This is a genomic window from Neoroseomonas terrae (assembly GCF_018129025.1).
Taxonomy (GTDB): domain Bacteria; phylum Pseudomonadota; class Alphaproteobacteria; order Acetobacterales; family Acetobacteraceae; genus Neoroseomonas; species Neoroseomonas terrae.
This window is the reverse complement of the sequence record NZ_JAAEDI010000013.1, coordinates 90,657-117,090: the sequence shown is the minus strand read 5'-3', so window position 1 is coordinate 117,090 and position 26,434 is coordinate 90,657. Positions and strand designations below refer to the sequence as shown.

The window sequence follows — 26,434 nt, the reverse complement described above, 5'->3', positions numbered from 1 at the left end:
CGCGTGTTCCAGAACGGTTTCTCGCCGCGACGGGTCGTCGTGACCGGCATGGGCATCGCTTGCCCGCTCGGACTGGGTGTCGAGCATGTATGGAAACGGATGCTGGCCGGCGAATCCGGCATCGGCAGCATCCAGTCCTTCGACGTCTCGGCCCTGCCGGCCAAGATCGCCGGCCAGGTGCCGGCCGGCGCCAAGGCCGATGGCCGGCTCGACCTCGGCGAATGGATCCCGATCAAGGATCAGAAGAAGATGGACCGCTTCATCCAGCTCGCGCTCGTCGCGGCGGAGGAGGCGGTCGAGGATTCCGGCTGGAAGCCGGAGGATAACGAGGCGCGCTGCCGCACCGGCGTGATGATCGGCTCGGGCATCGGTGGGCTCGAGACCATCGACGAATCGGCGCGGGTCGCGGCGGCCGGCAAGGCGCGGCGCATCTCGCCGTTCTTCATTCCCTCGGCGCTGATCAACCTCGCCTCCGGCCAGGTCTCGATCAAGTACGGCTTCAAGGGCCCGAACCACGCGGTGGTGACGGCCTGCGCAACGGGCGTCCATGCGCTGGGCGACGCGGCGCGGCTGATTTCGCTCGGCGATGCCGATGTCATGGTCGCGGGCGGTGCGGAAGCGGCGGTGTGCGAGCTCGGCGTCGCCGGCTTCTGCGCCGCGCGCGCGCTGTCCACCGGCTTCAACGATACGCCCGCCAAGGCGTCCCGCCCCTGGGATGAAGGCCGCGACGGCTTCGTCATGGGTGAGGGCGCGGGCGTCGTCGTGCTCGAGGAGTACGAGCACGCCAAGGCGCGCGGCGCGAAGATCTATGCCGAGGTCATCGGCTACGGCATGTCGGGCGATGCCTATCACATCACCGCCCCGGCCGAGGGGCATGAGGGCGCCTTCCGCGCGATGAAGGCGGCGCTTGCCTCGGCCAATCTGGCCCCGGCGGATATCCAGTACGTCAATGCGCACGGCACCTCGACGCCGCTCGGCGACGATCTGGAGCTGGAGGCGGTCGAGCGGCTGTTCGGCGACGATGCGCGGGGCGTCGCGATGTCCTCGACCAAATCGGCGATCGGGCACCTGCTCGGCGCGGCCGGCGCGGTCGAGGGTATCTTCTCGATCCTCGCCATCCGCGACAACGTCGCGCCGCCGACGCTGAACCTGGAGAAGCCATCGCGGGAGAGCGTGATCGACCGCGTCGCGCTGGAAGCGCAGTCGCGGAAGATCGAGGTGGCGCTGTCGAACTCCTTCGGCTTCGGCGGCACCAACGCGAGCATCCTGTTCCGCGCGGCGCCCTGAGCGGGATGGCGACCAGAGAGGGGCGTTGCCCCTCTCCGGACCTCACCCCACCAAAGGCCGAAAGGCCTTTGGAAACCGGTTTTCGGCGCTGGGCAGTGCGTGAGCGTCGCCGTTCCGGCGCGCCCGCCATGCCCCTCGGCCCGCGCGCCCTATCCCCTATGGTCCGAACCATCGTGCCCCCCTCCAGTTTGAGGTTTCCAAAGGCCTTTCGGCCTTTGGCGGGGAGAGGCTTGGAGAGGGGCAGAGCCCCTCTCCAATCCCCCCTGCGGCAACCAAGCGTCTCATCCCGCGCTCTGCTCGGGATGATGGCATGCGAAGGCGCCCCATGAGCGGCACCTCACCCCGTCGCCTACGCGGCGCCCTGCTTGGCCTGGTGCTCGCCCTGGTCCTGTTGCTCGCGGGCGGCCTTGCCGCGACGGCGGCCTGGCGCGCGTATACGGGTCCCGGGCCGTTGGCCGAGCCGGCGCAGGTGGTCATTCCGCGCGGTGGCACCGAGCGGATCGCGGGCGCTCTGAAGGAGCGCGGGGTGATCCGCGATGCGCGGGCCTTCGCCGCCGCCGCCTGGCTGACGCGCAGTGCGGGGCCGCTGCGGGCGGCGGAGTTTGCCTTCCCGGCCGGCGCGCCGCTGTCGGAGGTGCTGCACATCCTGCGCGAGGGGCGGGCGGTGCAGCGGCGGCTCACCATCGCCGAGGGGCTGACCGCGCACCAGATTCGCGCCCTGCTGGACCGTGCGGAGGGTCTGACCGGCGAGACCCCTGCGATCGACGAGGGGGCGCTGCTGCCCGAGACCTATGCCTATGAGTGGGGCGACACCCGGGGCGCCATCGTAAGACGTGCCGATGCGGCGATGGACCGGGCGCTGGCCGAGGCCTGGGCAAACCGCGCACCGGACCTGCCGCTGGCGAACCCGCGGGAAGCGCTGATCCTCGCGTCCATCGTCGAGCGGGAGACGGGGCAGGCGGAGGAGCGCGAAACCGTCGCCGGGGTGTTCATCAACCGTCTGCGCCGCGGCATGCCGCTGCAATCCGACCCGACGGTGGCCTATGCCGCGACCGGCGGGGCGCCGATGGACCGGCCGATCAGCCGGGCGGATCTCGACCGTGACCACCCCTTCAACACCTATCGCGTGCGGAGCCTGCCGCCGGGGCCGATCGCGAGCCCCGGCAAGGCGGCGCTGGCCGCGACGCTGCGGCCGGCGGCGACGGACTACCTGTATTTCGTCGCCGACGGGACGGGCGGGCATGCCTTCGCCCGCACGTTGGACGAACACAACCGCAACGTCGCGCGCTGGCGGGAGATCGAGCGCGCCGCTACGGGTTCCGCGCCGGCAGCACGCTCTCCGTCCGCCCCATCAGGCGGTAGGCGATGAGGCCCATCCATTCGCGGATGCCCCACTCGAGCTGACCGAGACGTTCGGGGAAGGGTGCGTCGTACCAGGCAGCCCATGTGTGGCCGGTGCGGAAGTTGACGGGCCAGGGGACGATGTCGCGGAAGCCGGCGGCACGGAACACGGCGACCGAGCGCGGCATGTGGGAGGCCGAGGTGACCAGCAGCCAGACCTGGCCCGGCTGCGGCTGCACGGCGCGATAGGTCAGCACCGCGTTTTCATGCGTGTTGCGCGCCTGGTCTTCATACAGGACACGGTCGGGCGGGACGCCCATGGCGGTCCAGAGCTGGCGGGCGACATCGGCCTCGGTCAGGCCGCCATGGACGAAGGAGCCCTGGCCGCCCGTGAAGACGAGCCGCGCATCCGGGTAGCGGCGGGCGAGGATGACGCCTTCGGTCATGCGCTCCGCGGCGCCGTTCAATGACGGGATGCCGCGCGCCTCGGTGATGTTCTGCTCGACCGCGCCGCCGAGGACGATGATGCCGTCCACACGGGCGGGCGGTTCGGCGGGGCGCGCGAAGCGGTCCTCGAGCGGCAGCAGCAGCCACTGGTTGATCGGCGTGACGACGAGCAGGAGGAAGAAGCCGAGGCTCATCAGGATCAGCCAGCGGCCGAAGCGGCGGCCGCGCCAGACCATGAACAGTCCGATGAAGCCGAGGATGATCGCGAAGTGGCCTGGACGGGCGGGGAACCACAGGATCTTGGAAAGCGCGAAGAGGATGTCGGTCACGGGGCGATGCGGTCCGTTCTCGGGATGCGAAGGCCCATAGCATACCCGGCCAGCATGCGCGTCCGGGGGGCGCTTCCGCGGTTCGGAACCCGATCGCATAATCGCGCATCACGTTTGGATTTGCCGATGGCTGACGACGAGGTTCTGGCCCAGCTCGCGACATTGGGCCGCTACGGCAACGCGTTGCAGAAGGTCTGCGACGCCGAGGACTGGACCGATCCGCGCTTTCGCCTCGTCGTGCGCCGCGCGCTGGGGCGGCGGCCGCGCATCCATCCGCGGCAATGGGAGCAGGCGGCGGCGTTCCTCGCCCTGGCCGAGGCCGGCGTGCTGCGTAGGGATGCGCAGGGCATCGCCTTCGGCAGCGGGCGGGAGCCGCTGACCTATGCCGTGGGGACGCGTGTCGCGAAGCTGACGGCGACGGATCTGTACGAGGCCGGCACGGCCTGGGACGTGGCGCGGACGTCCGACCCGCTGGGCTTCGTCATGGGCGCGGCGCCGCGCGGCTTCCCGGCGGAGCGCCTCGCCGTCCATCACATGGACATGCGGGCGATCACCTATCCGGATGCCAGCTTCGACTTCTGCTACTCGATCTCCTCCTTCGAGCACATCGGCGACGATCCCGATTTCCTGGCGCATCTGCGGGAGGTGCGGCGGGTACTGAAGCCCGGCGGACTCTACGCGCTGACGACAGAGGTGCTGCTCGGCCCCGAGACACGGCGGACGCGCGGCAACTACGCCTTCACCGTGGACCACCTGCTGCGCCTGTTCGCCGAGGCCGGGCTGCAGGCCGCGCCGACGGTCGAGATGCGGCTGTCGGATGCCGAGGACAACAGCCCGCGCCCGCTGCAATCCATCCTGCACGACGATCCGGCCGAGCCGATGCTCCAGGCGCTGGTCATGCGCGACCTCGCGGGCTTCATTTCCGGGCCGGTGCTGTTCCTGCTGCGTCCTGCGCCGGGCGGCGCCGTGCAGCCCGTGACGGTGCGTGGCCTCGCGGCGAGCACGGCCGCGATGGAGCGGGCGCGTGTGGAGCAGCGCAACCGGCGCTACGGGGATTGGGTGCGCCTCAACCCCTTCGGGCACCGGCCGGCCCAGGCGCGGCTGTCGCTCGATCTGTGGGGCGGCGCGCCCGTTGCCGCCGGGCAGCCGCTGCTCGCCACGCGCAACGTCGAGTTCGGCGCGGCGCAGGCGGCGATGCAGGTGGTCCTCGTGCCCTCACCGGACATGGCGGGTGCGGGCCGCGTTGGGCTGCGGCTGTTTGCCTCCCGCCCCGGCTTCGAGGAGGCGGTGCTGGCCGCCGAAGCAGAGCTGACGATCAACGAACCGGCCGGCCTGCCGGTGATCCACCGCTTCGAGGTCGAGACGCGCCCAGGACTGGTCTACAGCCTGATCGGGCGGGTGACGCAGGGCGCGGTGCTGCTGGCGAGCGCGGATATCCAGGCGCGGCGGTTTCCCCGGCCGGACGGGGCGGGGTGATCAGCGCGGCGGCGCTCGGTTCGACGCGGAAGGCCGCCGTTGGAGGGGTTTCACCCCTCCAAGCCACCCCAGCAAAGGCCGAAAGGCCTTTGCAAACCTCGATTTGGCGCGGTGCGCTGCTGGCAGGATGGGTGCCGAAACCCGCCTTTGCGCCCGAAGCGTGATTGCATCACCTGGCGTGTTCGTTGCGCCGGGCGCCAACAGATTGCGGTCCAGGATGCCCAGCATCCTGGCGGGGTGGTTCGGAGGGGCGGCGCCCCTCCGATCGCCACAGATGCAGGTAGCCGGATTACCCGGAAGGCCCCTCCGCAGGGCAAGCCCGTGTCAGCCCTCGTCGAAGCTGACGGAGACGCTGCGGATGGCGAAGGCGCGCCGCCGGTGGTCGTCGATTGCGGGGTCGACTTCGGCGAAGGTCGAGGACCGCGCGCCGGCGAGGCGCACCGGGACGGCGTTGGCGTGCCGCGCGAAGCTTGTCGCCTCGATGCGGAAGCTGATTTCGGTGCCCGGATTGGCCGGTGCGGCTTCGACCTTCAATTGGCGGAGGCCGATGTTGGCGCGGATCCGGGCTGCCTCGAAGCCCATGGTCTCGAGCACGTGCAGGCGCACGCGGACCGGTCGCCCGGCGGCGGAGGCGACGAGCAGGCGCGGCGTCTCGTTCGTCCACCAATAATGGTTGTCGGGGCCGGGCTCGCCGATCCAGCCCTGCGGGTACCAGCCGTCGAGGAAGGCGACCGCGGCATTCTCGTGCCGCGCCACGACCCAGGGCATCGGCCCGCGGCCACGCAGCCCGGCGACCAGAGCGGCGCCGGCGCGCTGGGCCCGGCGCGTCCCCAGCCAGCGGTCCAGCCGCTGTTCCGCCGCGCGGCGGAGCATGAGGTCCGCGCCCAGCCGCAGCAGTGCCTCGTCATTCCGAAGCGCGGCCTCACAGGCCTCGACCTCGTCGCGCGAGGCGCGGCCCTCGTTCAGCCGCTGCGCCGGGAAGCTCGGGATGCCGTAGTGCTCCGACATGGCATCGAGCGATTCCTGCATGCGCTCGGTGACGCCAACGAAGTCGAGCCGATCGAGCGCCGGGCCCGCATGGTCGGGCCGCTCATCCGGACTGACGCCGCGATGCACGCCGAGCGCCTGGATCAGGTAGCGCGATTGCGGGTTGGTGCCGTAGTTCGGATAGGCGCGCAGGAAGTCGAGGATGCCGAGCGCCTTCGCGGGCCCGTGCATCGGCAGTTCCGGCATGTGCCGGAAATACAGGTAGTGCGAGGCGACGAGCCGCACCGGATGGCGGATGAAGGTGAGCAGGCGCAGTCGCGCGAGGGGCAGCTGCCCCTGCAGGTTGTTGCGCAGGTGGCCGTGCAGGAAGCGCAGCCCCGGCAACCTTTCGCGCGCAACAGGGAAGTCCGGGCCGAGCATGGTGAGTTGCGGCGGGGGCGGGAACACCTCGCCGACCGGCAGGAAGGCGAGGAAGTGGGAGACGACGCTGTTGCCGCCGGTCTTCGGGATATGGATGAAGAAGACCGGTCGGTCGGCCTCGGCGAGTTCGTCCTCGGGCGCGGTGTCGGCCATTGTCAGGCCGGCTCCTCCCGCGCGACGAGGATGTTCTGGATGCCGCTCGCCGTGGCGAGCACCGCGCCCCAATCCATGCCCGTCAGGGCGCCCTCATGGTCGATCATCCAGGGGCGCAGGCCGAGGCGACCCAGCATGTCGGCGACCTCGGCGGCGGGAACGCCGGCGCGCGCCATCATTTCGGGGGCGAATTCCATCATGATGCGCACGCCGGGTGCCCGTTCGAGCAGGCGACGCATGCCGCGCAACGCCCGGCCTTCGTGGCCTTCCACGTCCATCTTGATGACGTCGGGGCGATAGGCGGGGTCGGCGAACATCTCGTCGAGCGCGACGAGGCGGCAGTCGACGCCGGGCTGCGTCTGCTGCGTGCCGGGCGCGGCGATCGAGCCGCCGCCCGAGAAGCTGTCGACGAAGACCAGCCGCGCCGTGCCGGCGGCCTCAGATACGCCGACCGCGTGCACGGAGGCCCAGGGGGAGAAGCCATTCAGCCGCAGCGAGAGGTCGACGAGGTGGGCGAGGCGCGGATTCGGCTCGAAGGCGTCGACGCGGCCGGTGGGCCCGACGATCTGTGCCGCGAGCAACGCGTAGACGCCGTGGTTGGCGCCGAGGTCGAGCACTGTGTCGCCGGGCTTCACCAGCCGGGTGAAGAGGCTCGTGTAGCCTGTCTCCCACCGCCCGAGGGTGAGGAGGTGGATGCCGATATCGATGCTGCGCGTATCGACGAGGATGCGGATGCCACCTTCGAGGAAGGTGACCGCCGTGTGGTCGCCGAGGAAGACCGACTGACTGTCGGACACGCGGTTCGAGCGGATGGCGAAATAGGCGATGGCTTCCTCGAGCCGGCGCTCGATGCGGTCGAGGCGATCGAACAGCCGCTGCCGTCCGGTCAGTGAGTCGAGGAGATGGCCGGACGGGTCAGTCATGAGTCGGATGCACACGCCATTCGCTGAAGCACAACCATACATGGCAGGGCGTTTGCCCACCAACCCCGGGCACGGAACGCGGCGGGCTTCACGCCTCCTCCGCATACGGGTTGCGCGTGCCACGGAGCTGCAGCCGGATCGGTACGCCAGGCATGGTGAATGCTTCGCGAAAGCTGTTCACCAGGTAGCGGCGGTATTCCTCGGGGATCTCCTCGGCGCGTGTGCCGAACACCGTGATGGTCGGCGGCCGCGCCTTGGTCATCGTGGCGTAGCGCAGCTTCACGCGGCGGCCATTCACAGCCGGCGGCGGATGGCGCGTGAGCGCCGATTCGAACCAGCGGTTCAGTTCGCCCGTCGGGATGCGCCGGTTCCACAGCGCGTAGGTCGCACGCACCGCCGGCATCAGCCGGTCGAGGCCACGCCCGGTCTGCGCGGACAGCGTCACGACGGCGACGCCCCTCATCTGCGCCAGCGAGGCCGTCAGCACGTCGTCCAGCTTCTGGCGCGTGCCGGGGCGGTCCTCGACCGCGTCCCACTTGTTGAACGCGATGACGACGGCGCGGCCTTCGCGTTCGGCGAGGCGGGCGATGCGCAGATCCTGCTCGTCCATGCCGAGCAGCGCGTCGACCACAAGCACCACCACCTCGGCTTCCTTCAGCGCGCCGAGGGTGGAGGCGACCGACATCTGCTCGAGCTTTTCCTCGATGCGCGCCTTCTTGCGCATGCCCGCGGTGTCGACCAGGCGCACGCGGCCGCCGGTCTCGTCGCGCCACTGCACGGTGATGGCGTCGCGCGTCAGGCCGGGCTCGGGGCCGGTGATCGTCCTTTCCTGCCCGATCAGCGCGTTCAGCAGCGTGGACTTGCCGGCATTGGGACGGCCGACGATGGCGAGGCGGAGCGGGCGTTCCGGATCGTCCTCGGCCGGTTCCTCATCCTCCTCGGGCGCTTCGCCGAGGGCTTCGGCCACGGCTTCGTGCAGCACGCCGAGGCCTTCATTGTGCTCGGCGCTGACGGCGATGGGGTCGCCGAGGCCGAGCTCATAGGCTTCGAGTGCGGCGGCGATGCCGCCACGGCCTTCCGCCTTGTTTGCGATCAGCAGCACGGGGAGGGAGGCGCGGCGCAGCCAGGCGGCGAAGGCGCGGTCGGCCGGCGTCAGCCCGGCGCGGACATCGACGACGAACAACACGAGGTCGGCGGCGCGCAGCGCAGCTTCCGAACTGCTGCGCATGCGGCCGGCGACGGTGTCGGGCGGCGCTTCCTCGAGCCCCGCCGTGTCGACCAGCGTCACGTCGCGGCCGGCGATGCGGGCAGGCGCTTCCTTGCGGTCGCGCGTCACGCCCGGCGTGTCGTCCACGATCGCGATCCGCCGCTGCGCCAGGCGGTTGAACAGCGTGGACTTGCCGACATTCGGCCGGCCGAGGATGACGACGGTGGGCGTCATGGTGCGATCGCGTCTCAGCCGGAGAAGGCGAGCAGGGTGGCGTCGTCCGTCGCGGCGAGCAGCAGCCCCCCGGCGGCGATCGGCTGCAGGCCGAGGCCTGCGGGCAGCGACTGGCGGGACAGCACGTCACCGCCCGACGGATCGATCGAGACCAGTTCCGACAGCGAGGTGCCGATCAGCAGGCGGCCGCCGGCGAGGATCGGGCTCGACAGCACGATCGGGTCCGGCGCGCGGCTGCCGCGGGCGGGTGGGCGCAGGGAGATCGCCCAGCGGACCACGCCGGATTCACGCTCCATCGCCACCACCTGGCCGGCGTCGGTGGTCATGAAGACCCAGTTGCCGGCCATCCAGGCACCTTCGGTCCCGCCGGCCTCCTGTTCCCACAGGCGGCGGCCGGAGCGCAGGTCGACGCAGATCGTCAGCCCGCCCATGCCGACGGCCACGACGCGGCCATCGGCGACCGCCGGGCGCGCGCGCACGCCGGCGATGTCCGACAGCACGCCGCCGCCGGTGGCGGCGAGGCTTTCGCTCCAAAGCACCCGGCCGTCCGAGGCGCGCAGTGCCAGGAGCTCGCCCGACGGGAAGCCGGCGATGACCGTGTCGCCCTCGACGGCGGGCGTGCCGAGGCCGAGCGGGATGGTCGGGATCGGGTTGGCGCGGTGGGTCCAGATGCGCCGCCCGTCATCGGTGGCCAGCGCGACGAGGTGGCTCGACACGGTCGGCACGTAGACGGTGGTGCCGGCGACGGTGGGTGCGCCGCGCGCCGGGCCGGGCAGGTCCACGCGCCAGCGGACCGAGCCATCCGCGATGTTGAGGGCGAGCAGTTCCGCGAGGCCGGTGGCGACGTAGAGCGTCTCCCCGCTGACCGCCGCGCCGCTGCCCATCGTGCCGGTATCGTCATCGGTCCGGTCGGTTTCGCGGCGCCAGCGGCGGCTGCCGGTAGCGACGTCGAAGGCCGAGACGACGCCGAGCGAGTCCGAGACATAGGCCGTGCCGTTCTGCGCCACCGGGCCCGCGAGGAGCCGGCGGCGGTAGCCGTTGCCGCTGCCGAAGCCGCTGCTCCAGACGCGGCCAAGGCCGGGGCCGAAGGCGATGTGCCCGCCGGAGTGGGGCAGGTCCCCGCCGGCGACGGGCCAGTCGGTGCGCGGCGCCTGCGGCGGCAGGGTCACGGCGGTGCCCGCCGCACTGCTGGCGGCCTCCAGCGTGCGTTCAGGGATCGACATGACGCTTTGGCGTTCGCCGGGGAAGCGCTCGCGGCGCTCGCCGAAGATGTCGTCGAACAGCGAGCAGCCGCCGAGCAGGCCGGCGGCGCCGAGCAGCGCCGTGCGGCGCGAGATGGGGCCGCGCATCAGGAAGCCAGCTCCTCGGCAATGCGGCCGGCACGTTCGCGGATCGACTGCGGCGCGGCCTGGTCGGCGGCGAGGGCCTGGAAGGCGGTACGTGCCTCGGCCCGCTGGCCGGCCTTGAGGGTGGCGAGCGCCGAGAGTTCGCGCGCCGAGGCGCTGAAGGGCGAATCCGCACCGGTCAGCGGCGCGAGGCGCGCGGTGAGCGCGGCGGGCTCGGCGGTGTCGAGCGAGCGCAGGGCCCAGAGCAGCGAGGCGAGGCTGCGGTAGAGCGGGTCGATGGAGGTGTCGTTCGCGACGCGGTCGTAGACGGCGAGCGCGCCGTCGCGGTCCCCGGCCTCGGCCTTCAGCGCGGCGGCACGAAGCAGGGCGATGGTGCGGTAGCCGCCCGGGTTCTCGCCCGCGATCGCCTCGAACCGGGACGCCATGGCGGTGAGGTCGGCACCCTGCGCCTCGGTCGCACGGTGGGCGGCCATGAAGGCGGTGGCGGCGGCGGCCTGCTGCCGGTTCTCGTACCAGCGCCAGCCCTGCCAGCCGCCGATGCCGACCAGCACGAGCAGCAGCACGGTGAACAGCGGGGTGCTGAGGCGCGCCCACAGCTTCCGCGCGCGTTCGGCGCGGAGATCCTCGGCTACCTCGTCGAAGATATCGGGCAAAGGCGGCATCCCTGGGTTGCCGGCCGGCACGGCCAGCCTGGAAAAAGGGGGCGGAACATAACCCCCCGTTGGCGGGGCGTTAAGCCCGTCCGGGCCTTGATACCAGCCATGTGCCGGTTCCTGCTGCCTTTCGTGATGCTTCTGGGGGGGTGTGGGGCCGTGGGTGCGCCGGGCGCGCCGCTGCTCGCCATCCCGGCGGCGGTGGAGGGGCTGTCGCTTCGGGCCTTCGGCCGCACGACGGGGGATTCGATCGTATCGCTGGTGACGGGGGAGGATTGCTCGATCGCCCGGATCGGGCGCGGGGACGCGTATTGCGGCCAGGACCCCGCGCCGGCGCCGCCGCCGATGTGCACGCGCAGCCTGGGTGCGGTGGATTGCTGGACGGTGCCGCCGGCGGCATGGCCGCCCTATCGCGGCGTCGCCGACGGGCCGGCGACCTTGTCCGAGGCACAGGAGAACAACCGGATCGGCTGGGTCCGTCGCATCGCGCGGTCCCTGGAGCCGGCACCGGCCCCGCCGCCGCAGGCCCAACCCCCCCAGGTCGTGCTGGTGCCGGGGCAGGGGGTGCCTGCGCCGCCGCAGGCCGGCGCGGCCGCGGCCGAAGCGGCGGCCAGGGCGCTCATCCCCGATCCGGGGCCGTCAGTGGGTGTTGGCCTGCGCACGGATTAGGGCGCCGTGGCGCGTTTCCGCCGGGTCGCACAGCGCGGCGATGGCCGGGGCGACGTCAGCCGCGGCGGCGAGTTCCCCGGGCTCCTGGCCCGGGAAGGCGCGGCCGCGCAGGCGGGTCGCGACCGGGCCGGGATCGAGGAGGTTCACGCGCAGCGGGGTGGCGGCGGTCTCCGTGGCCCAGGAACGGACCAGATATTCCATGCCGGCCTTGGCGGCGGCGTAGAGGCCCCAATAGGGCTGCGGCTCGCCGGCCGCAGCGTCGGTCAGCATGACGGCGCGGCCGGCCTCCGCCGCGCGCAGCGGCGGGTCGCAGGTGCGGATCAGGCGCCAGGCGGCGGCCATGTTCACCGCGATGGATTCGTCCATGTCCCGCGGTTCGATATGCGCGACGGGCGTCAGCTTCGGGAGCGCGCCCGCGGCATGGACCAGGATGTCCAGCCGGCCGAAGCGGGCGACGATGGACGGGCCGAGCATGTCGATGTCCGCCGCCTTCTTCTGAAGGTCGAGCGGCAGCAGCGTCGCGGCCGGGCCGCCGGCGGCGCGGATGGCGTCGTCCGTCTCCTCCAGGCCCCCCTGGGTGCGGGCGACGAGGACGCATTGCACGCCGCGCCGGCCGAGCTCGACGGCGACAGCGGCGCCGATGCCGCGGGAAGCGCCGGTGATCAGGGCGACGCGGGTGGGGTGGGTGGTCATGGAGTCCTCGATGATGGGGAGGGCGGATGCCGGAGGGGCTCTGCCCCTCCGGACCACCCCGCCAAAGGCCGAAGGGCCTTTGGAAACCTCGATCTGGCGCCTTGCCCCGCGGTCAGGACGACTGCCCGGACCCGCGCTTGTGCCCGGAACGGGCGATCAGGGGAATGGGAGCGGTCGGGCCGGCGGCGGACGGGTGTTTCCAAGGCCTTTCGGCCTTGGCGGGCGCGAAGCACTGCTTCGCGGTGAGGAGAGGGGCAACGCCCCCCTCTGATGCGCCCTACTGCCCCGCCGCCTGCAGCAGCGACAATTGCTTCTCCGAATTGTTCTGCCAATCCGTCAGGGGGATCGCGTAGTCCCCGGTGAAGCAGGCATCGCAGTAGTCGGGCTTGGCCGGGTCCCGTGCGGGGCGGCCGAGCGCGCGATACAGCCCGTCCAGCGAGATGAAGGCGAGGCTGTCGGCGCCGATGATGCGCGCCATCTCGGCCACGTCGTGCTTCGCAGCCATGAGCTGTTCACGTTCCGGCGTGTCGATGCCGTAGTAGCAGGAGTGGGTCGTGGGCGGGGAGGAGATGCGCATATGCACCTCCTTCGCACCGGCTTGGCGCACCATCTCGACGATCTTGCGGGAGGTGGTGCCGCGCACGATCGAATCGTCCACCAGGATGACGCGCTTGCCTTCCAGCATCGGCTTGTTCGCCGAATGCTTCAGCTTCACGCCGAGGTGGCGGATCTGGTCGGTCGGCTCGATGAAGGTGCGGCCGACATAGTGGTTGCGGATGATGCCGAGCTCGAAGGGGATGCCGGCCTCCGAGGCGTAGCCCATGGCAGCGGGAACGCCGGAATCGGGCACCGGAACGACCACATCGGCCTCGACGCCGGATTCGCGGGACAGCTCGGCGCCGATGCGCTTCCGCGTCTCATAGACCGGCGTGCCTTCCATCACGGAATCGGGACGGGCGAAGTAGATGTATTCGAAGATGCAGAAGCGGCTGCCGTGGCGGCCGAAGGGCTTCACGCTGCGCACGCCTTCGTCGTTGATGATGACGATCTCGCCGGCCTCGATGTCGCGGACGAATTCGGCGGAGACGATGTCGAGCGCGCAGGTCTCGGAGGCCAGGACGTAGCCGCCATTGGCGAGACGGCCGAGCACCAGCGGGCGGACGCCCAGCGGGTCCCGCGCGCCGATCAGCGCGCCGTCATGCAACGCGACGAGCGAATAGGCGCCCTGCACCTGCTTCAGCGCGTCGATCAGCCGGTCGAGCACAGTCGAGTAGAGGCTGATGGCGATGAGGTGGATGAAGACTTCGGAGTCGGTGGTGGACTGGAACAGGCAGCCGCGGCGGACCAGGGCCCGCTTCAGCACGGCGGCGTTGGTCAGGTTGCCGTTATGCGCGACGGCGAAGCCGCCGAACTCGAAATCGGCATAGAGCGGCTGGACGTTGCGCAGCGCCGTCTCGCCCGTGGTGGCGTAGCGGTTGTGGCCGACCGCGGCGGCGCCGGGCAGGGAGGCGATGACTTTGGCCTCGCCGAAATTGTCGCCGACCAGCCCGAGGCCCTTATGGGCATGGAACAGGCCCTTCTCGTCGAGCGAGACGATGCCGGCGGCTTCCTGCCCGCGATGCTGGAGCGCGTGGAGGCCGAGCGCCGTGAGCGCCGCGGCGTCGGTGCCGTTCCATACGCCGAACACGCCGCATTCCTCATGCGGCTTGTCGTCGTCATGGTCGATGGTGACGAGCATCGCGGTCCTCAACTATCGGCTGCGCGCGGGGGGACGCAGCAGGTCATCAACGGTCGGGCCGGCGGGCCCGGGGGGGGCGACCAAGCGTGGCCGATAGGCTTCGGGCAGCTGCTCGACCACCCGGCGCGCGGCGTCGGCGACGATCGGCAGGCCGCGGGCTTCCTTCACGGCGGCAGGCCAGGTGTTCGTCTCGGGGGCGAACATCCCGGCGAGGATATAGGCAAGCACCAGCACGAACGCACCCCGCACGGCGCCGAAGACGAGGCCGAGGATGCGATCGAGGCCGCCGAGGATCGAATCCTGCACCTGGTCGGCGATGATGTTGGTGATGATCTTCAGGATCACGAGCACGACGAGGAACACCGCGCCGGTGCCGACGGCATCCGCCAGGACGGGCGGTTCGAGCCATTGCTCGACATGCGGGCGAATCGGCTCGCGCGCCAGGAAAGCCACGATTGCCGCGCCGATCCAGGCGCCGAGGCTCAGGACCTCGCGCACCAAGCCACGGAAATAGGCGCAGATGGCCGAGATCACGACCACTGCGATGAGCGCTGCGTCAACCCAGTTCATGGGGGCCCCCTATAGCGGCGGGTCCCGGCGGCGTCACGCGCCAGCCCTGCGCGGCTTGACGGTCTGCTCCGCGAAAACGGCAACGAGATCGGCCATGTGGCCGGTCTCGGTCAGGGCGATACCGTCGGGGGCGCTGGGGGCCTTGCCGCCGCGGGCGACGCGGCGGGGCAGGGTGGCGCGGCCGAAGCCGAGCTTGGCGGCCTCCCGCAGGCGGGCCTCGGCCTGGGCGACCTGCCGGACTTCACCGGACAGGCCGACCTCGCCGAAATAGACGCGGTCGGGGTCGGTCGGGCGGTCGGTGGCGGCGGAGACGAGCGCGGCGGCGACGGCGAGGTCGGCGGCGGGTTCGGCGATGCGCAGGCCGCCCGCGATGTTCAGGTAGACGTCGTTCTGGCCGAGCGAGAGGCCGCAGCGCGATTCCAGCACGGCCATCAGCATGGACAGGCGGCCGGAATCCCAGCCGACGACCTGACGGCGCGGCGAGCCGCCGGAACTCGGCGAGAGCAGCGCCTGGACTTCGACGAGGACGGGGCGGGTGCCCTCGATGCCGGCGAAGACGGCGGAGCCCGAGACATTGCCGCGGCGTTCGGCGAGGAAGAGGGCGGACGGGTTGGCGACTTCCACCAGCCCTGTGCCGGTCATCTCGAAGACGCCGATCTCGTCCGTGGCGCCGAACCGGTTCTTCACCGCGCGCAGGATGCGGAACTGATGGCCGCGATCGCCTTCGAAATAAAGCGTGGCGTCGACCATGTGTTCCAGCACGCGCGGGCCGGCGAGCGTGCCTTCCTTGGTGACGTGGCCGACCAGGACGATCGCGAAGCCGCGCGCCTTGGCGAGGCGGATCAGCTCGGCGGCGCAGGCGCGCACCTGGGCGACCGTGCCGGGGGCGGAATCGAGCGCGTCGAGCCAGACGGTCTGGATCGAGTCGATGACGACGAGGGCGGCGTCGCTCTCCTGTTCCAGGGACGCGATGATGTCGCGCAGCGAGGTGGCGGCGGCGAGCGCCATCGGGCTGTCGGTGAGGCCGAGGCGGGCGGCGCGGAGGCGCACCTGTTCGACCGCTTCCTCACCGGAGACGTAGAGGACGCGGCGGCCGGCGCTGGCCACGCGGGCGGCGGCCTGGAGCAGGATGGTCGACTTGCCGATGCCGGGGTCGCCGCCGACCAGGATGGCGGAGGCCGCGACGAGGCCGCCGCCGAGCACGCGGTCGAGTTCGGCGATGCCGGTCGGGATGCGTGGGGGCGGGGCGGAATGGCCCTTGAGCCCGACGAATTCCACGCGCCGCCCACCGCCGGCCTTGGCGGCGGGGCCGGGGCCGCGCTGGACGGGGGTTTCCTCGGTGAGGGTGTTCCATTCGCCGCAGGCGTCGCAGCGGCCCTGCCACTTCGGATAGGCGGCGCCGCAGGACTGGCAGACGAAGAGGTTCTTGTCCTTGGCCATGCGCGACTCGGGCTGGGGGCGAGGGTCAGGACGCAGAGCTAGGGCATTGTCGCCGCAGCGTCATCTGCGGCAGCGACGCCGCGCGCCGCAGCGTCGCGTCGGCCGGACGGAGTTGCGCGGCGCCGATTGTGCGGCCGAGGCGCCAGCGCGCACGGCCCGTCAATGATGCCCGGGCAGGCCCGCCACCGGCACGGCCGCGGGGCCGCGGTGGCGTGCCGCAAGCATGTCGCGCAGCGCATCGAGGCGACCATCGGCGAGGTAGGCTTTCATCAAGGTGAACTCGACCAGGTCGCGCTGCGCCCGGCTGCCGCCGATGCGTTCATGGTCGGCGAGGACGGGTTCGATCGCCGCGATGGCGGCGCGGAAATCGTTGCGCAGGAAGGCGGCGAAGGCGCGCGCCAGGCCCGGGACGACCGGGCCGGAGGGCAGTCGCCCTTCTTGCCGCATGGTCTCCAACTCCCGCAGTCTTGCCTCGAGCGCATCGCCATCGCCCTCGACCGCATCGGCGAGGGCGGCGTGGGTGTCGGCGAAGGCAATGCCGCCGCGCGGAAACATCCGGCGCGAGAAATCGTGCAGCGCGCGCCAGCGTGCCGGGTCGCGCGGATGGCCGGCGAGTTCCGCGCGCCAGAGGAAGGACACCGCGTCGGTCAGGGTGTTGATCGCCGGACCCCAGGACCCGCCAGGGGCGACATCCTCGGCATAGACGCGAAAGGCTTCGGCGGCGTCGCCGGCTTCCAGCTCGCACAGCGCGATATGCCAGCTGATGTGGCAATGAAGCTGGCCGGCCCGCGGATACGGCTTCATCCAATCCTTCAGGAAGGCGAGGGCGGCCGCCTGCTCGCCATCCTCGTAGTACAGATGCGCGCGGATATGGGCGCCATGGGCGTTGCGGGGCATCTGCGCCATGGCGGATTCGATGCGCGGATGCGCGGCGGCGAGCTGCCCGGATTCCAGCAGCGCGAAGGCGTGCTGCGTGTTGAACCACCAATCGTCACCGTAATGCGTGGCGAGACCGTCGAGCAGTTCGACCTGTTCGCGTTCGCGGCCCGCGCGTCCGGAGAAACCGATCAGGCCGAAGACGGAGGTGCAGGGGCTGAGCACCATCGCGTCTCGCGGCCAGGTGGCGAGGTGGACCTTGGCGGCCGCGACCGCAGCGTCACCCTGGCCGGCGAGGACCAGCGCGTAGAAGGCCATGTGGCTCGCCTCGCGCGCCGGGAGGCCGGGGAGGAGGGCGTTCCCGGCCTCCATGGCCTGCCGCGCGGTGGGGATGTGGCCGCGCAGTTGCAGGCCGCGGGCGAGCGCGGCGTGGGCGAGGGCGAAGCGTGGGTCGGCGGCGATGGCGGTTCGGAACGCGTCCTCGGCGCCGACATTCGCTGAGAGCAGCAGGTCGCAGCCTTCGACATAGGCGTCGCGCGCGGTCGTGGAGGCCGTGGACAGGGCGAGGCCGTATCGATCGGTCAGCATGGCGGTTCCTCCGGCCCGGCGGGTGCCGACCCTACAGGTCGCGCCGAGGGGGCAGCCATGGAAATCCGCCGCAGCTCTTCCCCGGCGGGACCGCATCGCCCGGCAGGCCGGCGAGCATCGTCGCTCAATGGCGCAAACGAAACTTCGTCGAGGACGCCATCCGAACTCGCGGACGACGCCGGCCGGAGCGGCGGAATGTCGCGCTGCTCAGCCGAGCGCCTCGAAGACATCGCCTTCGGTCGGGCGGCCTTCGACATGCCGGCGATGCCACAGCGCGTGGAACAACAGGTGCCAAGCGGCGAAGCCCTCCCGCTTGCCGGCGGCGGCGCGGAACAGCGGCAGGATGCGGTCGGGCTTGGCGATCTCGGCCACGCCCGGCTGAGCGGCGACCAGGGGGGCGAGCCTGTCCGCGGCGTCGGCGATCCAGGCGCCGACCGGGACGGTGAAGCCCTGTTTCTTGCGGAAGGGCTCGCTGGCGGGGAAGTGCTTCGCGAGCCATTGCCGCAGCACCCATTTGCCCTGGCCGTCGCGCACCTTCATCGCATCCGGCAGGCGGAAGGCGGCGGCGGCGATGCCAGTGTCGAGGAAGGGCGTGCGGCCTTCGACCGCATGGGCCATCAGGCAGCGGTCGAGCTTGGTCAGCAGGTCGTTCGGCAGCCAATCCGCGACATCGACCGCCTGTGCGGCCTGGAGGCGCGTGCGGCCGGGGGTGGCGGCGGCGGCGATCGCGGCCTCGAAGCCGTCCCGCCAGTAGCGGGGCGGGGTGCGCAGCACGTCCAGCCGGTCGAAGGCGCCATGGGCGCGCATCGCCTTGCCGCCGAGCCACCAGGGACGCATCGCGGAGCGGTAGCGGCCGTAGCCGCCGAAGATCTCGTCGCCGCCTTCGCCGGAGAGCACGACCTTCACCTCCTGCACCGCGCGGCGGGCGAGGAACCAGGTGGGGATGATGGCGTAGTCGGCGGCCGGGTCGTCCATGCAGGCGACGATCTCGGGCAAATGGCGGAACACGTCGTCGCGGGTGACGTTCAGCGTGACGTGGCGGGCGCCGGCGGCCGCGGCGGCGCGGGCGGCCGCCTCGCGTTCATCGGCAGCACCCGGCACGTCGAAGCCGGCGGTGAAGGCGAGGACCGGGCGGTCGTTCAGCCGCGCCATCATCGCGAGGATGGCGGCGGAATCCGTGCCGCCGGATAGGAACATGCCGTAGGGCACGTCGCTGCGCTGATGCAGGTCCACCGAGCGTTCCAGCTCGGCATCGAGGCGGGCGAGGGCGGCGACCTCGGTGATGGTTTCCGGACCGCCCTCGGGCAGGGCGGCGCGGCGATGGCGCTCGACGATGCGGCCATCGGCGATGACCACCGTCTCGCCGGGCAGCAGGCGCGTGATGCCCTGGAAGATGGTCTCGGCGCCGGTGGTGAATTGCAGTTGCAGCAATTCATGCAGCGCGGCCTCGCGCAGCTTCGGCGCGACGAGGCCGGCGGCGAGAAGCGCCTGGGGTTCGGAGGCGAAGGCGATGCCCTGCGGCGTCTCGGCGAGATACAGCGGCTTGATGCCGAAGGGGTCGCGCGACAGCACGATGTGGCGCGAGGCGCGGTCGTGGATCGCGATGGCGTACATGCCGCGCAGCGTGTCGGCGAAGGCGACGCCGTCGCGGCGGAACAGGTGCAGCGGCGGCTCGCAGTCGGAGCCCGTGCTGCACACCAGGGCGTTGTCGGTGCGAAGCTCGCGGTAGTTGTAGACCTCGCCATTGCCGACGAGGCTTGCCGGGCCGGCATGCAGCGGCTGGTCGCCGGTGACGAGGTCGATGATGGCGAGCCGCGTATGCGACAGCGCGACATTGCCCTGCACGTGATGGCCGTGGCCGTCCGGGCCGCGATGGGCCAGCGCCCGCGTCAGCGCGTCGAGCACCGTGGGGTCGGGGCGTTCCCCGGGCTTGAGGGCGAGGCCGGCGATGCCGCACATGGCGCTACGCCGCCTGCTGCCGCGGCGCGACGGCGGCGAGGAAGTCCCGCCAGCGCGCCACCACGGCAGCCTCGGTGAAGTCGCCTTCGTAGGCGGCGCGGCCGGCTTGCGCGAGGCGCGCGGCACGCTGCGGGTCGGCGATCAGCGCGCCGATCGCGCAGGCGAGGGCGTCGGCATCCTCGACCGGGACGAGCAGGCCGGTGTCGTCATCCGTGATGAGTTCGGTCGGACCCTGCGCCGCCGCGGCGACGACCGGGCGGCTGGCGGACCAGGCTTCCAGCACGATGTTGCCGAGCGGTTCGTGACGGGAGGAGCAGACGAAGATGTCGCAGCCGGCAAGCAGCGCGCCGATGTCGCTGCGCCAGCCGAGGAAGGTCACGCGGTCCATCACGCCGAGTTCGGCGGCGAGCGATTCCAGCGCCGCGCGTTCGGGCCCTTCGCCGGCAATGGAGAGATGCGCGGCGGGCAGGGCGGCGAGGGCGCGCAGGGCGATGTCGAAGCCCTTGTTGCGATGCAGGCGGCCCATGGCGAGGAGACGGGTGCGGCCGGGAAGGTCGGCGGGCGCCGCGCCGGCCAGGTCGGCGGCGAAGTTCGGCAGGTAGTGGGTGCGTGCCGGCGCCCAGCCCTGCGCGGCGATCCAGCGGACGATGTCGCGCGTGTTGCCGACCAGGTGGTCGCAGCGGCGATAGTACTTCAGGTCGTAGTAGCCGCCGAGCCGGCCGACCAGCGTCCAGGCGCCCTTCGGCGTAAAGCGCGCGGCGCGGTTCATCCAGGCGATGGCGACGGCCGGCGCGAAGCCGGTCAGCGCGCCACGCAGCCGCGGGCCGGTCAGCAGGTCGAGCGCACCGCCGAAGCCGAGTTCGACCGGCGCGAGGCCGCCGGCGCGGAGCTTCGCCGAACGCTCGGCATCGCGGCGGATCACCGGCAGGACCTGTTCGCCCGCGGCGTGCAGGCCGATGCAGAGGCGCTCGTAGAAGGCCTCCGCGCCGCCATGCGGGGCGCCGGCCATGATCTGGGCGATCCTCATCGATGGCGCTCCGGCTCGAGCGCTGCCTTGAGGTAGGACAGCAGGGGGAAGGCGCCGGTGCAGAGGGCGAGCAGCACGCCCCAGCCGCCTTCGCGGTAGCCCTTGCGCGAGACGTAGGATTTGAAGCCGCGCGAGAAGAAGCGCCGGACATTGGCGCGGAGCGTGCCGATCTCGCCTGTCGCCAGCAGGTCGGCGGCCTTGGCGGAGGAATACTTGTCGAGCCGGCGCAGCATGTCGGAGATATCGCGATCGACCAGATGGATCAGCGCGCCTTCGGTGATCTTCGGGCCTTCCCGCCCGGTCCAGTCGAGCCCCGGATGCACGCGCTGGGGCCGCCACCGCTTCGCCCCCTTGCGCGACAGTCGCGGCACGGAGGTGGTGCCGAAGGAGCCCGCCCAGCCGTGGCGGATCAGCCGGTCGCCGACATAGTTGTCGACCGGCACCTGGTGCCAGGCATGGGGGCTGGTGGCGATGGTTTGGCGAATGGCGCGGGCGAGCGGCTCGTTCACCCGTTCGTCGGCATCGACCTCGATGATCCAGTCGCCGGTGCAGGCATCGAGGCCGGCGTTGCGGCGCTCGCCTTCCAGTTCCCAGGCGCCTTCGACGACCTTCGCGCGGGCGACGGCGGCGATGGCCGCGCTGTCATCGATGCTGCGGTCGAGCACCACCACGACCTCATCGGCGAAGGCGACGGAAGCGAGGCAATCGGGCAGCCGTGCTTCCTCATTGCGGGCGACGATCAGGGCGGAGAGGCGGGTCATGGGGCGCCGGTCCGCATGGCCCCGAGCCCCTTGGAACCCGATAGCCGGCGCCGGCCATGGCGGGCGGAAGCGAAGGCGGAACTGTCCGCCACGCCCGGCGCCAAAGGATGGTTTCCAAAGGCCTCGGGCCTTTGGCGGGGTGAGGTTCGGAGAGGGGCGGCGCCCCTCTCCGATGCGCCCGTGCCTGTCACAGCGCCGCCTCCACAACCGCGGGCCCTGCCAGCAGCGCGGTCGCTTCCTTGGCGACGCCCGTCGCGCACAGCGCCCCCATCGGCGCGTCGCCCGGTGGTCCTTCCGCCAGCACGGCCGCCGCACGCGCGCCGACCGGCCCGTATTCCGAGGCCGGGGTCGGGCCGAACAGGCCGAGCGTCGGCGTACCGGTGGCGGCGGAGAGGTGCATCAGGCCGGAATCATTGCCGACGAACAGGGCGCAGCGGGCGAGCACGGCGGCGGCTTCCGGCAGGTCCAGCGCGCCGACGAGGTGGATTGCGCCCGGCAGGCCGTTCAGGACCGGTTCCGCCATGGCGCGTTCCTGGGCGCCCGGCCCGCCGAGAATGGCGATGCGGGCACCTTCCAGCGGCGCTCCGGGTTCGGTGAGCAGCCGGGCGAGGGTGAGGAAGCGGTCGGCCGGCCAGACCTTGCGTACCCAGTTCGCGGTGGGGCCGAGGGCCAGCACCGGCGCGCCGGCGGGCAGCAGCGCCTCGGCGCGGGCGGCCTCGGCGGGGCCGAACCAGGCGACGGGACGCGGCGCGGGCGCGAGGCCGAGCGTCTGGGCGATGTGCAGCAGGCGGTGCCCCGGCCGGCGGCCGCCGCGCATCACGGCGCGGCGCCGCGCCAGCAGCAGCCAGGCGATGGCCGACCCGCGCAGGTCCACCACCAGGTCCCAGCGGGCGAAGGCGACCTTCGACCACAGGCCGAGCCAGTGCAGGCCGAAGCGCTTCTTCTCGATGGGGATTAGCCGGTCGAGCGCGGGCATGCGGCGGAACACGCCTTCCGCCACGCGGCCCACCGCGATGGTGAAGCGCGCGTCGGGATGGGCGCGGATCAGGTGGTCGATGACCCCGGTGGACAGGACGGCGTCGCCGATCCGGGTCGAGGTGATGAACAGGATGCGCACCGGCGGCGCTTACCACGCCCGGACGCCGGGGGGGAGGTTGCAGCATTCGCCGATCCGCCTCACCTGTTGGGCCATGCCGATTGCCCTCCTTCCTGACCGAGGCGTGCTGGAACTGGCCGGGCCCGACCGGGTGGCGTTCCTGCAGGGTCTCGTTTCCAACGACGTGGCCACGATTCCCGAGGGGCAGGCGGCCTGGGCCGCGTTGCTGACGCCGCAGGGGAAATGGCTTGCGGATTTCTTCGTCATCCCGTCCGGCGAGGTGCTGCTGGTCGATGCCGAGCGGGCACAGGCCGGTGCGCTGGTGCAGCGGCTGTCGCGGTTCCGGCTGCGGTCGAAGGTGACGCTGCGGGATGCCTCGGATGAATGGCATGTCCATGCCGCCTGGGGCGCGGCGCCACCGGCCGCGACGGGTCTGGTCGTGCCGGACCCGCGGCTGGAGGGTGCCGGGTGGCGGGTGCTGGCTGCCGCGCCGCTCGCCACCGATGCGACGGAGGCCGATTACGACCGGCATCGGCTGGCGCTCGGCCTGCCGGACGGGTCGCGGGACATGGAGGGCGAGAAGTCCGTCCTGCTGGAAGGTGGGTTCGACGAGCTGAACGGCGTTTCCTGGTCCAAGGGCTGCTACATGGGGCAGGAGCTGACGGCGCGGACGCGGTATCGCGGGCTGCTCAAGCGGCGGCTGGTGCCGGTGGATGTGGACGGCGCGATGCCGGCGCGCGGCACGGCCCTGACCGATGCGAAGGGTGCCGAGATCGGCGAGATGCGCTCGGGCCGGGACGGGCAGGGGATCGCGCTGCTGCGGATCGATGCGCTGGACCGGGCGCCGTTCCGTGGCGGGGAGGCGGTGGTGACGCCGCGCATTCCCGGCTGGATGCGGCTGCCGGCGCGCGAGGAGGCGTGAGCGCCGATACGGGCCCCGGCGTGCGCGTGCCGCCGCCGGTGATCGTCGCATTGCTGCTGGCCGCGGCGTGGCTGATGCAGCGGGTGCTGCCGGTACCGCTGGGGCCGCCCCTGCCGGAACTCGGCATGCTGATGTTCTTCGCGGCGCTGTTGCTGATCGGCCTGTCGCTGCTGGCGCTGGTCCATGCGGGCAACGACCCTCGGCCCGATCGGCCGGACAAGGCACTGGTGGAGGCCGGGCCGTTCCGCTTCAGCCGCAATCCGGTCTATCTAGGCTTCCTGGTCGCCATGTTCGGCTTCGCGCTGCGCTGGGGCGATCTGTGGGGATGGGTGGCGCTGGTCGGCGGGCACCTGCTGCTCGACCGGATGGTGGTGGCGCGGGAGGAAGCGTATCTCGCCGCGCGGTTCGGGGCGGCCTACGAGGCGTATCGCGGGCGGGTGCGGCGCTGGCTGTAGCGGCGTCGTCGGACGTGCGCCGCAACCAGGTCAGTGGTTGCGGCGGCAAGGGCGATGGCAGCATCGCGGTGGCGCAGGTAGCCGGGAGCTTCGTTCCTCTCCGGGTCGCGGCCTGCCGAAGGCCCGCGCCGGGCGGCGTCCGCCGCCCGTCGGGGGTCGATCAGGCGGTGCGGTCACCGCCGCCCGCCATCGCGGCCTGCGCCGCCGCCAGCCGCGCGACCGGCACGCGATAGGGCGAGCAGGAGACGTAGTCCAACCCGACGCTCTCGCAGAAATGGATCGAGGACGGGTCGCCGCCATGCTCGCCGCAGATGCCGAGCTTGAGGTCGGATTTCACGCGGCGGCCCTTCTCGGCGGCGATCTTCACGAGTTCGCCGACGCCGTCCGGGTCGATCGAGACGAAGGGGTCCTTCGGGAAGATGCCCTTCTCGACATAGAGCGGCAGGAACTTGCCGGCGTCGTCGCGCGACAGGCCGAAGGTGGTCTGCGTCAGGTCGTTGGTGCCGAAGGAAAAGAAGTCGGCCGAATCCGCGATGGCATCCGCCGTCAGCGCGGCGCGCGGCAGTTCGATCATCGTGCCGACGCTGTATTCGACGTGGTACTTCGTCTCCGCGAAGACTTCCTGCGCGATGCGGTCCACCTGGGCGCGGGTGATCTCGAGTTCCCGCTTCGTGGCAACGAGCGGGATCATGATCTCGGGATGCGGTGCCTTGTGGGTTTCCTTGCCGATCTGGCAGGCGGCCTCGAAGATCGCGCGCGCCTGCATCTCATAGATCTCGGGGAAGGCGATGCCGAGGCGGCAGCCGCGATGGCCGAGCATCGGGTTGGCTTCGCTCAGTTCCTGCGCGCGGCGCTTCATCGTCTCGGTGTCCGTGCCCAGTGACTGGGCCACCTCGGCGATCTCGAAGTCGCTATGGGGCAGGAACTCGTGCAGCGGCGGGTCGAGCAGGCGGATCGTCACCGGCAGACCCGCCATGATGCGGAACAGGTCCACGAAGTCCTGGCGCTGGAAGGGCAGCAGGCGGGCCAGCGCGGTGCGGCGGCCCGATTCCGTTTCCGCCATGATCATCTGCCGCACGGCGCCGATGCGCTCGGGGTCGAAGAACATGTGCTCGGTGCGGCAGAGGCCGATGCCCTCGGCGCCGAACTTGCGCGCGGTCTCGGCATCGAGCGGGGTTTCGGCGTTGGCGCGCACCTTGAGGCGCCGCACCTTGTCCGCCCAGCCCATCAGCGTTGAGAAGTCGCCGGAGAGCTGCGGTTCCACCATGGCGACGGAGCCGACATAGACCTCACCGGTGCCGCCATCGATCGTCAGGACTTCCCCGCCGCGGATCTGCACGCCGCCGGAGGAGAGCACCTGGTTGTTGTAGTCCACCGAGACGCCGCCGCAGCCGGCGACGCAGGGGCGGCCCATGCCGCGGGCGACGACGGCGGCGTGGCTGGTCATGCCGCCGCGCGTGGTCAGGATGCCCTTCGCGGCGTGCATGCCGTGGATGTCCTCGGGCGACGTCTCGATACGCACGAGGATGACGGATTCGCCCTTCTGCGCGCGTGCTTCCGCCTCATCCGCGCTGAAGACGACCACGCCGGAAGCCGCGCCGGGGGAGGCGGGCAGGCCCTTCGCCAGCAGCTTGCGCGGCGCCTTCGGATCGAGCGTGGGGTGCAGGAGCTGGTCGAGGGCCGCGGGGTTCACCCGTTTCACGGCTTCGGCGTGGTCGATCAGGCCTTCCTGCGCCATGTCGACCGCGATCTTCAGCGACGCCGCCGCGGTGCGCTTCCCGTTGCGCGTCTGCAGCATATACAGCTTGTTCGACTGGACCGTGAACTCGATGTCCTGCATGTCGGTGTAGTGGCGCTCGAGCGTCTCGCGCACCTTCACCAGTTCGGCGTAGGCGTTCGGCATGACGGTTTCCATGCTGCGCTCGCCGGGCTTCGCGCGGGATTCCGCCATGGGCTGCGGGGTGCGGATGCCGGCGACGACGTCCTCGCCCTGCGCGTTGATCAGGTATTCGCCGTAGAAGATGTTCTCGCCGGTGGACGGGTCGCGCGTGAAGCAGACGCCGGTCGCGCAATCCTCGCCCATGTTGCCGAAGACCATCGCCTGGACGTTCACCGCCGTGCCCCATTCGGCCGGGATGTCGTGCAGGCGGCGATAGGTGATGGCGCGCTGGTTCTGCCAGGAGCCGAACACCGCGCCGACCGCGCCCCAGAGCTGATCCCAGGGGTCCTGCGGGAAGGGCTTGCCGGTGACCTCGCGCACCATTTCCTTGTAGCCATCGACCACGCGGTGCCATTCCTGCGCGGTCAGCTCGGTGTCCTCGGTCTTGCCGGTGTCGAGCTTCTCGTTCTCGATGATTTCCTCGAAGCGGTGGTGATCCACGCCGAGGACCACCGAGCCGTACATCTGGATGAAGCGGCGGTAGCTGTCCCAGGCGAAGCGCGCATCGCCGGAGGCGACGACCAGGCCTTCGACCGTCGCGTCGTTCAGGCCGAGGTTCAGCACCGTGTCCATCATGCCGGGCATCGAGACGCGGGCGCCGGAGCGCACCGACACCAGGAGCGGCTTGCGGTGGTCTCCGAACTTGTTGCCGACCGCTTCCTCGATGCGGGCGAGGCCGGCCTTCACCTGGTCTTCGAGGTCGGCCGGGTAGGTCTCATTGTTCTGGTAATACCAGGTGCAGACCTCGGTGGTGACGGTGAAGCCGGGCGGCACGGGCAGCCCGATCGAGGCCATTTCGGCGAGGTTCGCACCCTTGCCGCCGAGCAGGTTGCGCATGTCGGCGCGCCCTTCGTTGCGGCCGGCGCCAAAGCTGTAGACCCACTGCGTCATCTCAGGG

Annotated in this window: 22 protein-coding genes; 6 read left to right on the top strand and 16 right to left on the bottom strand. The window is 71.4% G+C overall.

Features of this window, described 5'->3' with window-relative positions:
* Positions 1-3 precede the first annotated feature (3 nt).
* Both fabF and mltG read left to right on the top strand, forming a co-directional pair.
* The gene (gene fabF, locus GXW78_RS13470) at positions 4-1,287 is read left to right on the top strand and encodes a beta-ketoacyl-ACP synthase II (RefSeq protein ID WP_211869338.1); all 1,284 of its coding nucleotides are present in this window, start codon (positions 4-6) and stop codon (positions 1,285-1,287) included.
* A 325-nt stretch (positions 1,288-1,612) separates the two neighbouring features.
* Entirely contained in the window at positions 1,613-2,656 is a 1,044-nt protein-coding gene (mltG, locus tag GXW78_RS13465; protein ID WP_211869337.1) for an endolytic transglycosylase MltG, read from the top strand.
* On the opposite strand, the gene GXW78_RS13460 is transcribed toward mltG, so the two are convergent.
* A complete protein-coding gene (locus tag GXW78_RS13460; protein ID WP_211869336.1) occupies positions 2,598-3,404 on the bottom strand; it encodes a YdcF family protein in 807 nt (268 codons plus the stop codon). The genes mltG and GXW78_RS13460 overlap by 59 nt on opposite strands.
* A 126-nt stretch (positions 3,405-3,530) precedes the next feature.
* Between GXW78_RS13460 and GXW78_RS13455 the strand changes: the two genes are divergently transcribed.
* Positions 3,531-4,880, top strand: coding sequence for a class I SAM-dependent methyltransferase (locus GXW78_RS13455; protein ID WP_211869335.1), 1,350 nt, complete (start codon positions 3,531-3,533; stop codon positions 4,878-4,880).
* Between the two features lie 324 nt (positions 4,881-5,204).
* Here GXW78_RS13455 and GXW78_RS13450 read toward each other — a convergent pair whose 3' ends face one another.
* The 5 genes from GXW78_RS13450 to GXW78_RS13430 all read right to left on the bottom strand — a co-directional run bounded on the left by GXW78_RS13450 (position 5,205) and on the right by GXW78_RS13430 (position 10,803).
* Positions 5,205-6,440, bottom strand: a complete 1,236-nt coding sequence (locus tag GXW78_RS13450; protein WP_211869334.1) for a hypothetical protein — start codon at positions 6,438-6,440, stop codon at positions 5,205-5,207.
* A 2-nt stretch (positions 6,441-6,442) separates the two neighbouring features.
* The gene (locus GXW78_RS13445; protein WP_211869333.1) at positions 6,443-7,363 is read right to left on the bottom strand and encodes an FkbM family methyltransferase; all 921 of its coding nucleotides are present in this window, start codon (positions 7,361-7,363) and stop codon (positions 6,443-6,445) included.
* 88 nt (positions 7,364-7,451) lie between these two features.
* Complete coding sequence (gene der / locus GXW78_RS13440; protein WP_211869332.1) at positions 7,452-8,804, bottom strand: ribosome biogenesis GTPase Der; 1,353 nt, start codon at positions 8,802-8,804, stop codon at positions 7,452-7,454.
* 14 nt (positions 8,805-8,818) lie between these two features.
* A complete protein-coding gene (locus tag GXW78_RS13435; RefSeq protein ID WP_246522145.1) occupies positions 8,819-10,153 on the bottom strand; it encodes an outer membrane protein assembly factor BamB family protein in 1,335 nt (444 codons plus the stop codon).
* Positions 10,153-10,803, bottom strand: a complete 651-nt coding sequence (locus GXW78_RS13430) for a tetratricopeptide repeat protein (protein ID WP_211869331.1) — start codon at positions 10,801-10,803, stop codon at positions 10,153-10,155. The genes GXW78_RS13435 and GXW78_RS13430 overlap by 1 nt, the downstream gene beginning before the upstream one ends.
* A 159-nt stretch (positions 10,804-10,962) precedes the next feature.
* On the opposite strand from GXW78_RS13430, the gene GXW78_RS13425 reads away from it, so the two are divergent.
* The gene (locus GXW78_RS13425) at positions 10,963-11,472 is read left to right on the top strand and encodes a hypothetical protein (protein WP_211869330.1); all 510 of its coding nucleotides are present in this window, start codon (positions 10,963-10,965) and stop codon (positions 11,470-11,472) included.
* Here GXW78_RS13425 and GXW78_RS13420 read toward each other — a convergent pair.
* The 9 genes from GXW78_RS13420 to GXW78_RS13380 all read right to left on the bottom strand — a co-directional run bounded on the left by GXW78_RS13420 (position 11,443) and on the right by GXW78_RS13380 (position 22,241).
* Positions 11,443-12,165, bottom strand: a complete 723-nt coding sequence (locus tag GXW78_RS13420; RefSeq protein WP_211869329.1) for an SDR family NAD(P)-dependent oxidoreductase — start codon at positions 12,163-12,165, stop codon at positions 11,443-11,445. The two genes, GXW78_RS13425 and GXW78_RS13420, sit on opposite strands and share 30 nt — an antisense overlap.
* Positions 12,166-12,442: 277 nt before the next feature.
* Positions 12,443-13,903, bottom strand: a complete 1,461-nt coding sequence (gene purF / locus GXW78_RS13415; protein WP_211869328.1) for an amidophosphoribosyltransferase — start codon at positions 13,901-13,903, stop codon at positions 12,443-12,445.
* A 12-nt stretch (positions 13,904-13,915) separates the two neighbouring features.
* Positions 13,916-14,473 carry a CvpA family protein gene (locus GXW78_RS13410; protein WP_211869327.1) on the bottom strand — a complete coding sequence of 186 codons (558 nt, stop codon included), beginning with the start codon at positions 14,471-14,473 and terminating at the stop codon, positions 13,916-13,918.
* Positions 14,474-14,506: 33 nt separating this feature from the next.
* Positions 14,507-15,913, bottom strand: a complete 1,407-nt coding sequence (gene radA / locus GXW78_RS13405; RefSeq protein ID WP_211869326.1) for a DNA repair protein RadA — start codon at positions 15,911-15,913, stop codon at positions 14,507-14,509.
* A gap of 159 nt (positions 15,914-16,072) precedes the next feature.
* The gene (locus tag GXW78_RS13400) at positions 16,073-17,377 is read right to left on the bottom strand and encodes a tetratricopeptide repeat protein (protein WP_211869325.1); all 1,305 of its coding nucleotides are present in this window, start codon (positions 17,375-17,377) and stop codon (positions 16,073-16,075) included.
* 207 nt (positions 17,378-17,584) lie between these two features.
* Positions 17,585-19,336, bottom strand: coding sequence for an asparagine synthase (glutamine-hydrolyzing) (asnB, locus tag GXW78_RS13395; RefSeq protein WP_211869324.1), 1,752 nt, complete (start codon positions 19,334-19,336; stop codon positions 17,585-17,587).
* A gap of 4 nt (positions 19,337-19,340) precedes the next feature.
* A complete protein-coding gene (locus GXW78_RS13390; RefSeq protein ID WP_211869323.1) occupies positions 19,341-20,363 on the bottom strand; it encodes a glycosyltransferase in 1,023 nt (340 codons plus the stop codon).
* The gene (locus tag GXW78_RS13385; RefSeq protein WP_211869322.1) at positions 20,360-21,124 is read right to left on the bottom strand and encodes a glycosyltransferase family 2 protein; all 765 of its coding nucleotides are present in this window, start codon (positions 21,122-21,124) and stop codon (positions 20,360-20,362) included. The genes GXW78_RS13390 and GXW78_RS13385 overlap by 4 nt, the downstream gene beginning before the upstream one ends.
* 187 nt (positions 21,125-21,311) lie before the next feature.
* Positions 21,312-22,241, bottom strand: coding sequence for a glycosyltransferase family 9 protein (locus tag GXW78_RS13380; RefSeq protein ID WP_211869321.1), 930 nt, complete (start codon positions 22,239-22,241; stop codon positions 21,312-21,314).
* Positions 22,242-22,314: 73 nt separating this feature from the next.
* On the opposite strand from GXW78_RS13380, the gene ygfZ reads away from it, so the two are divergent.
* Together ygfZ and GXW78_RS13370 are read left to right on the top strand one after the other, a co-directional pair.
* Positions 22,315-23,142 (top strand): CAF17-like 4Fe-4S cluster assembly/insertion protein YgfZ, encoded by an 828-nt coding sequence (gene ygfZ, locus GXW78_RS13375; protein WP_211869320.1) that lies wholly within the window; start codon positions 22,315-22,317, stop codon positions 23,140-23,142.
* Positions 23,139-23,597, top strand: coding sequence for a methyltransferase family protein (locus GXW78_RS13370; protein WP_211869319.1), 459 nt, complete (start codon positions 23,139-23,141; stop codon positions 23,595-23,597). Before ygfZ ends, GXW78_RS13370 begins: the two co-directional genes overlap by 4 nt.
* Before the next feature lie 160 nt (positions 23,598-23,757).
* Here GXW78_RS13370 and ppdK read toward each other — a convergent pair whose 3' ends face one another.
* Entirely contained in the window at positions 23,758-26,427 is a 2,670-nt protein-coding gene (gene ppdK, locus GXW78_RS13365) for a pyruvate, phosphate dikinase (RefSeq protein ID WP_211869318.1), read from the bottom strand.
* Positions 26,428-26,434: the final 7 nt, after the last annotated feature.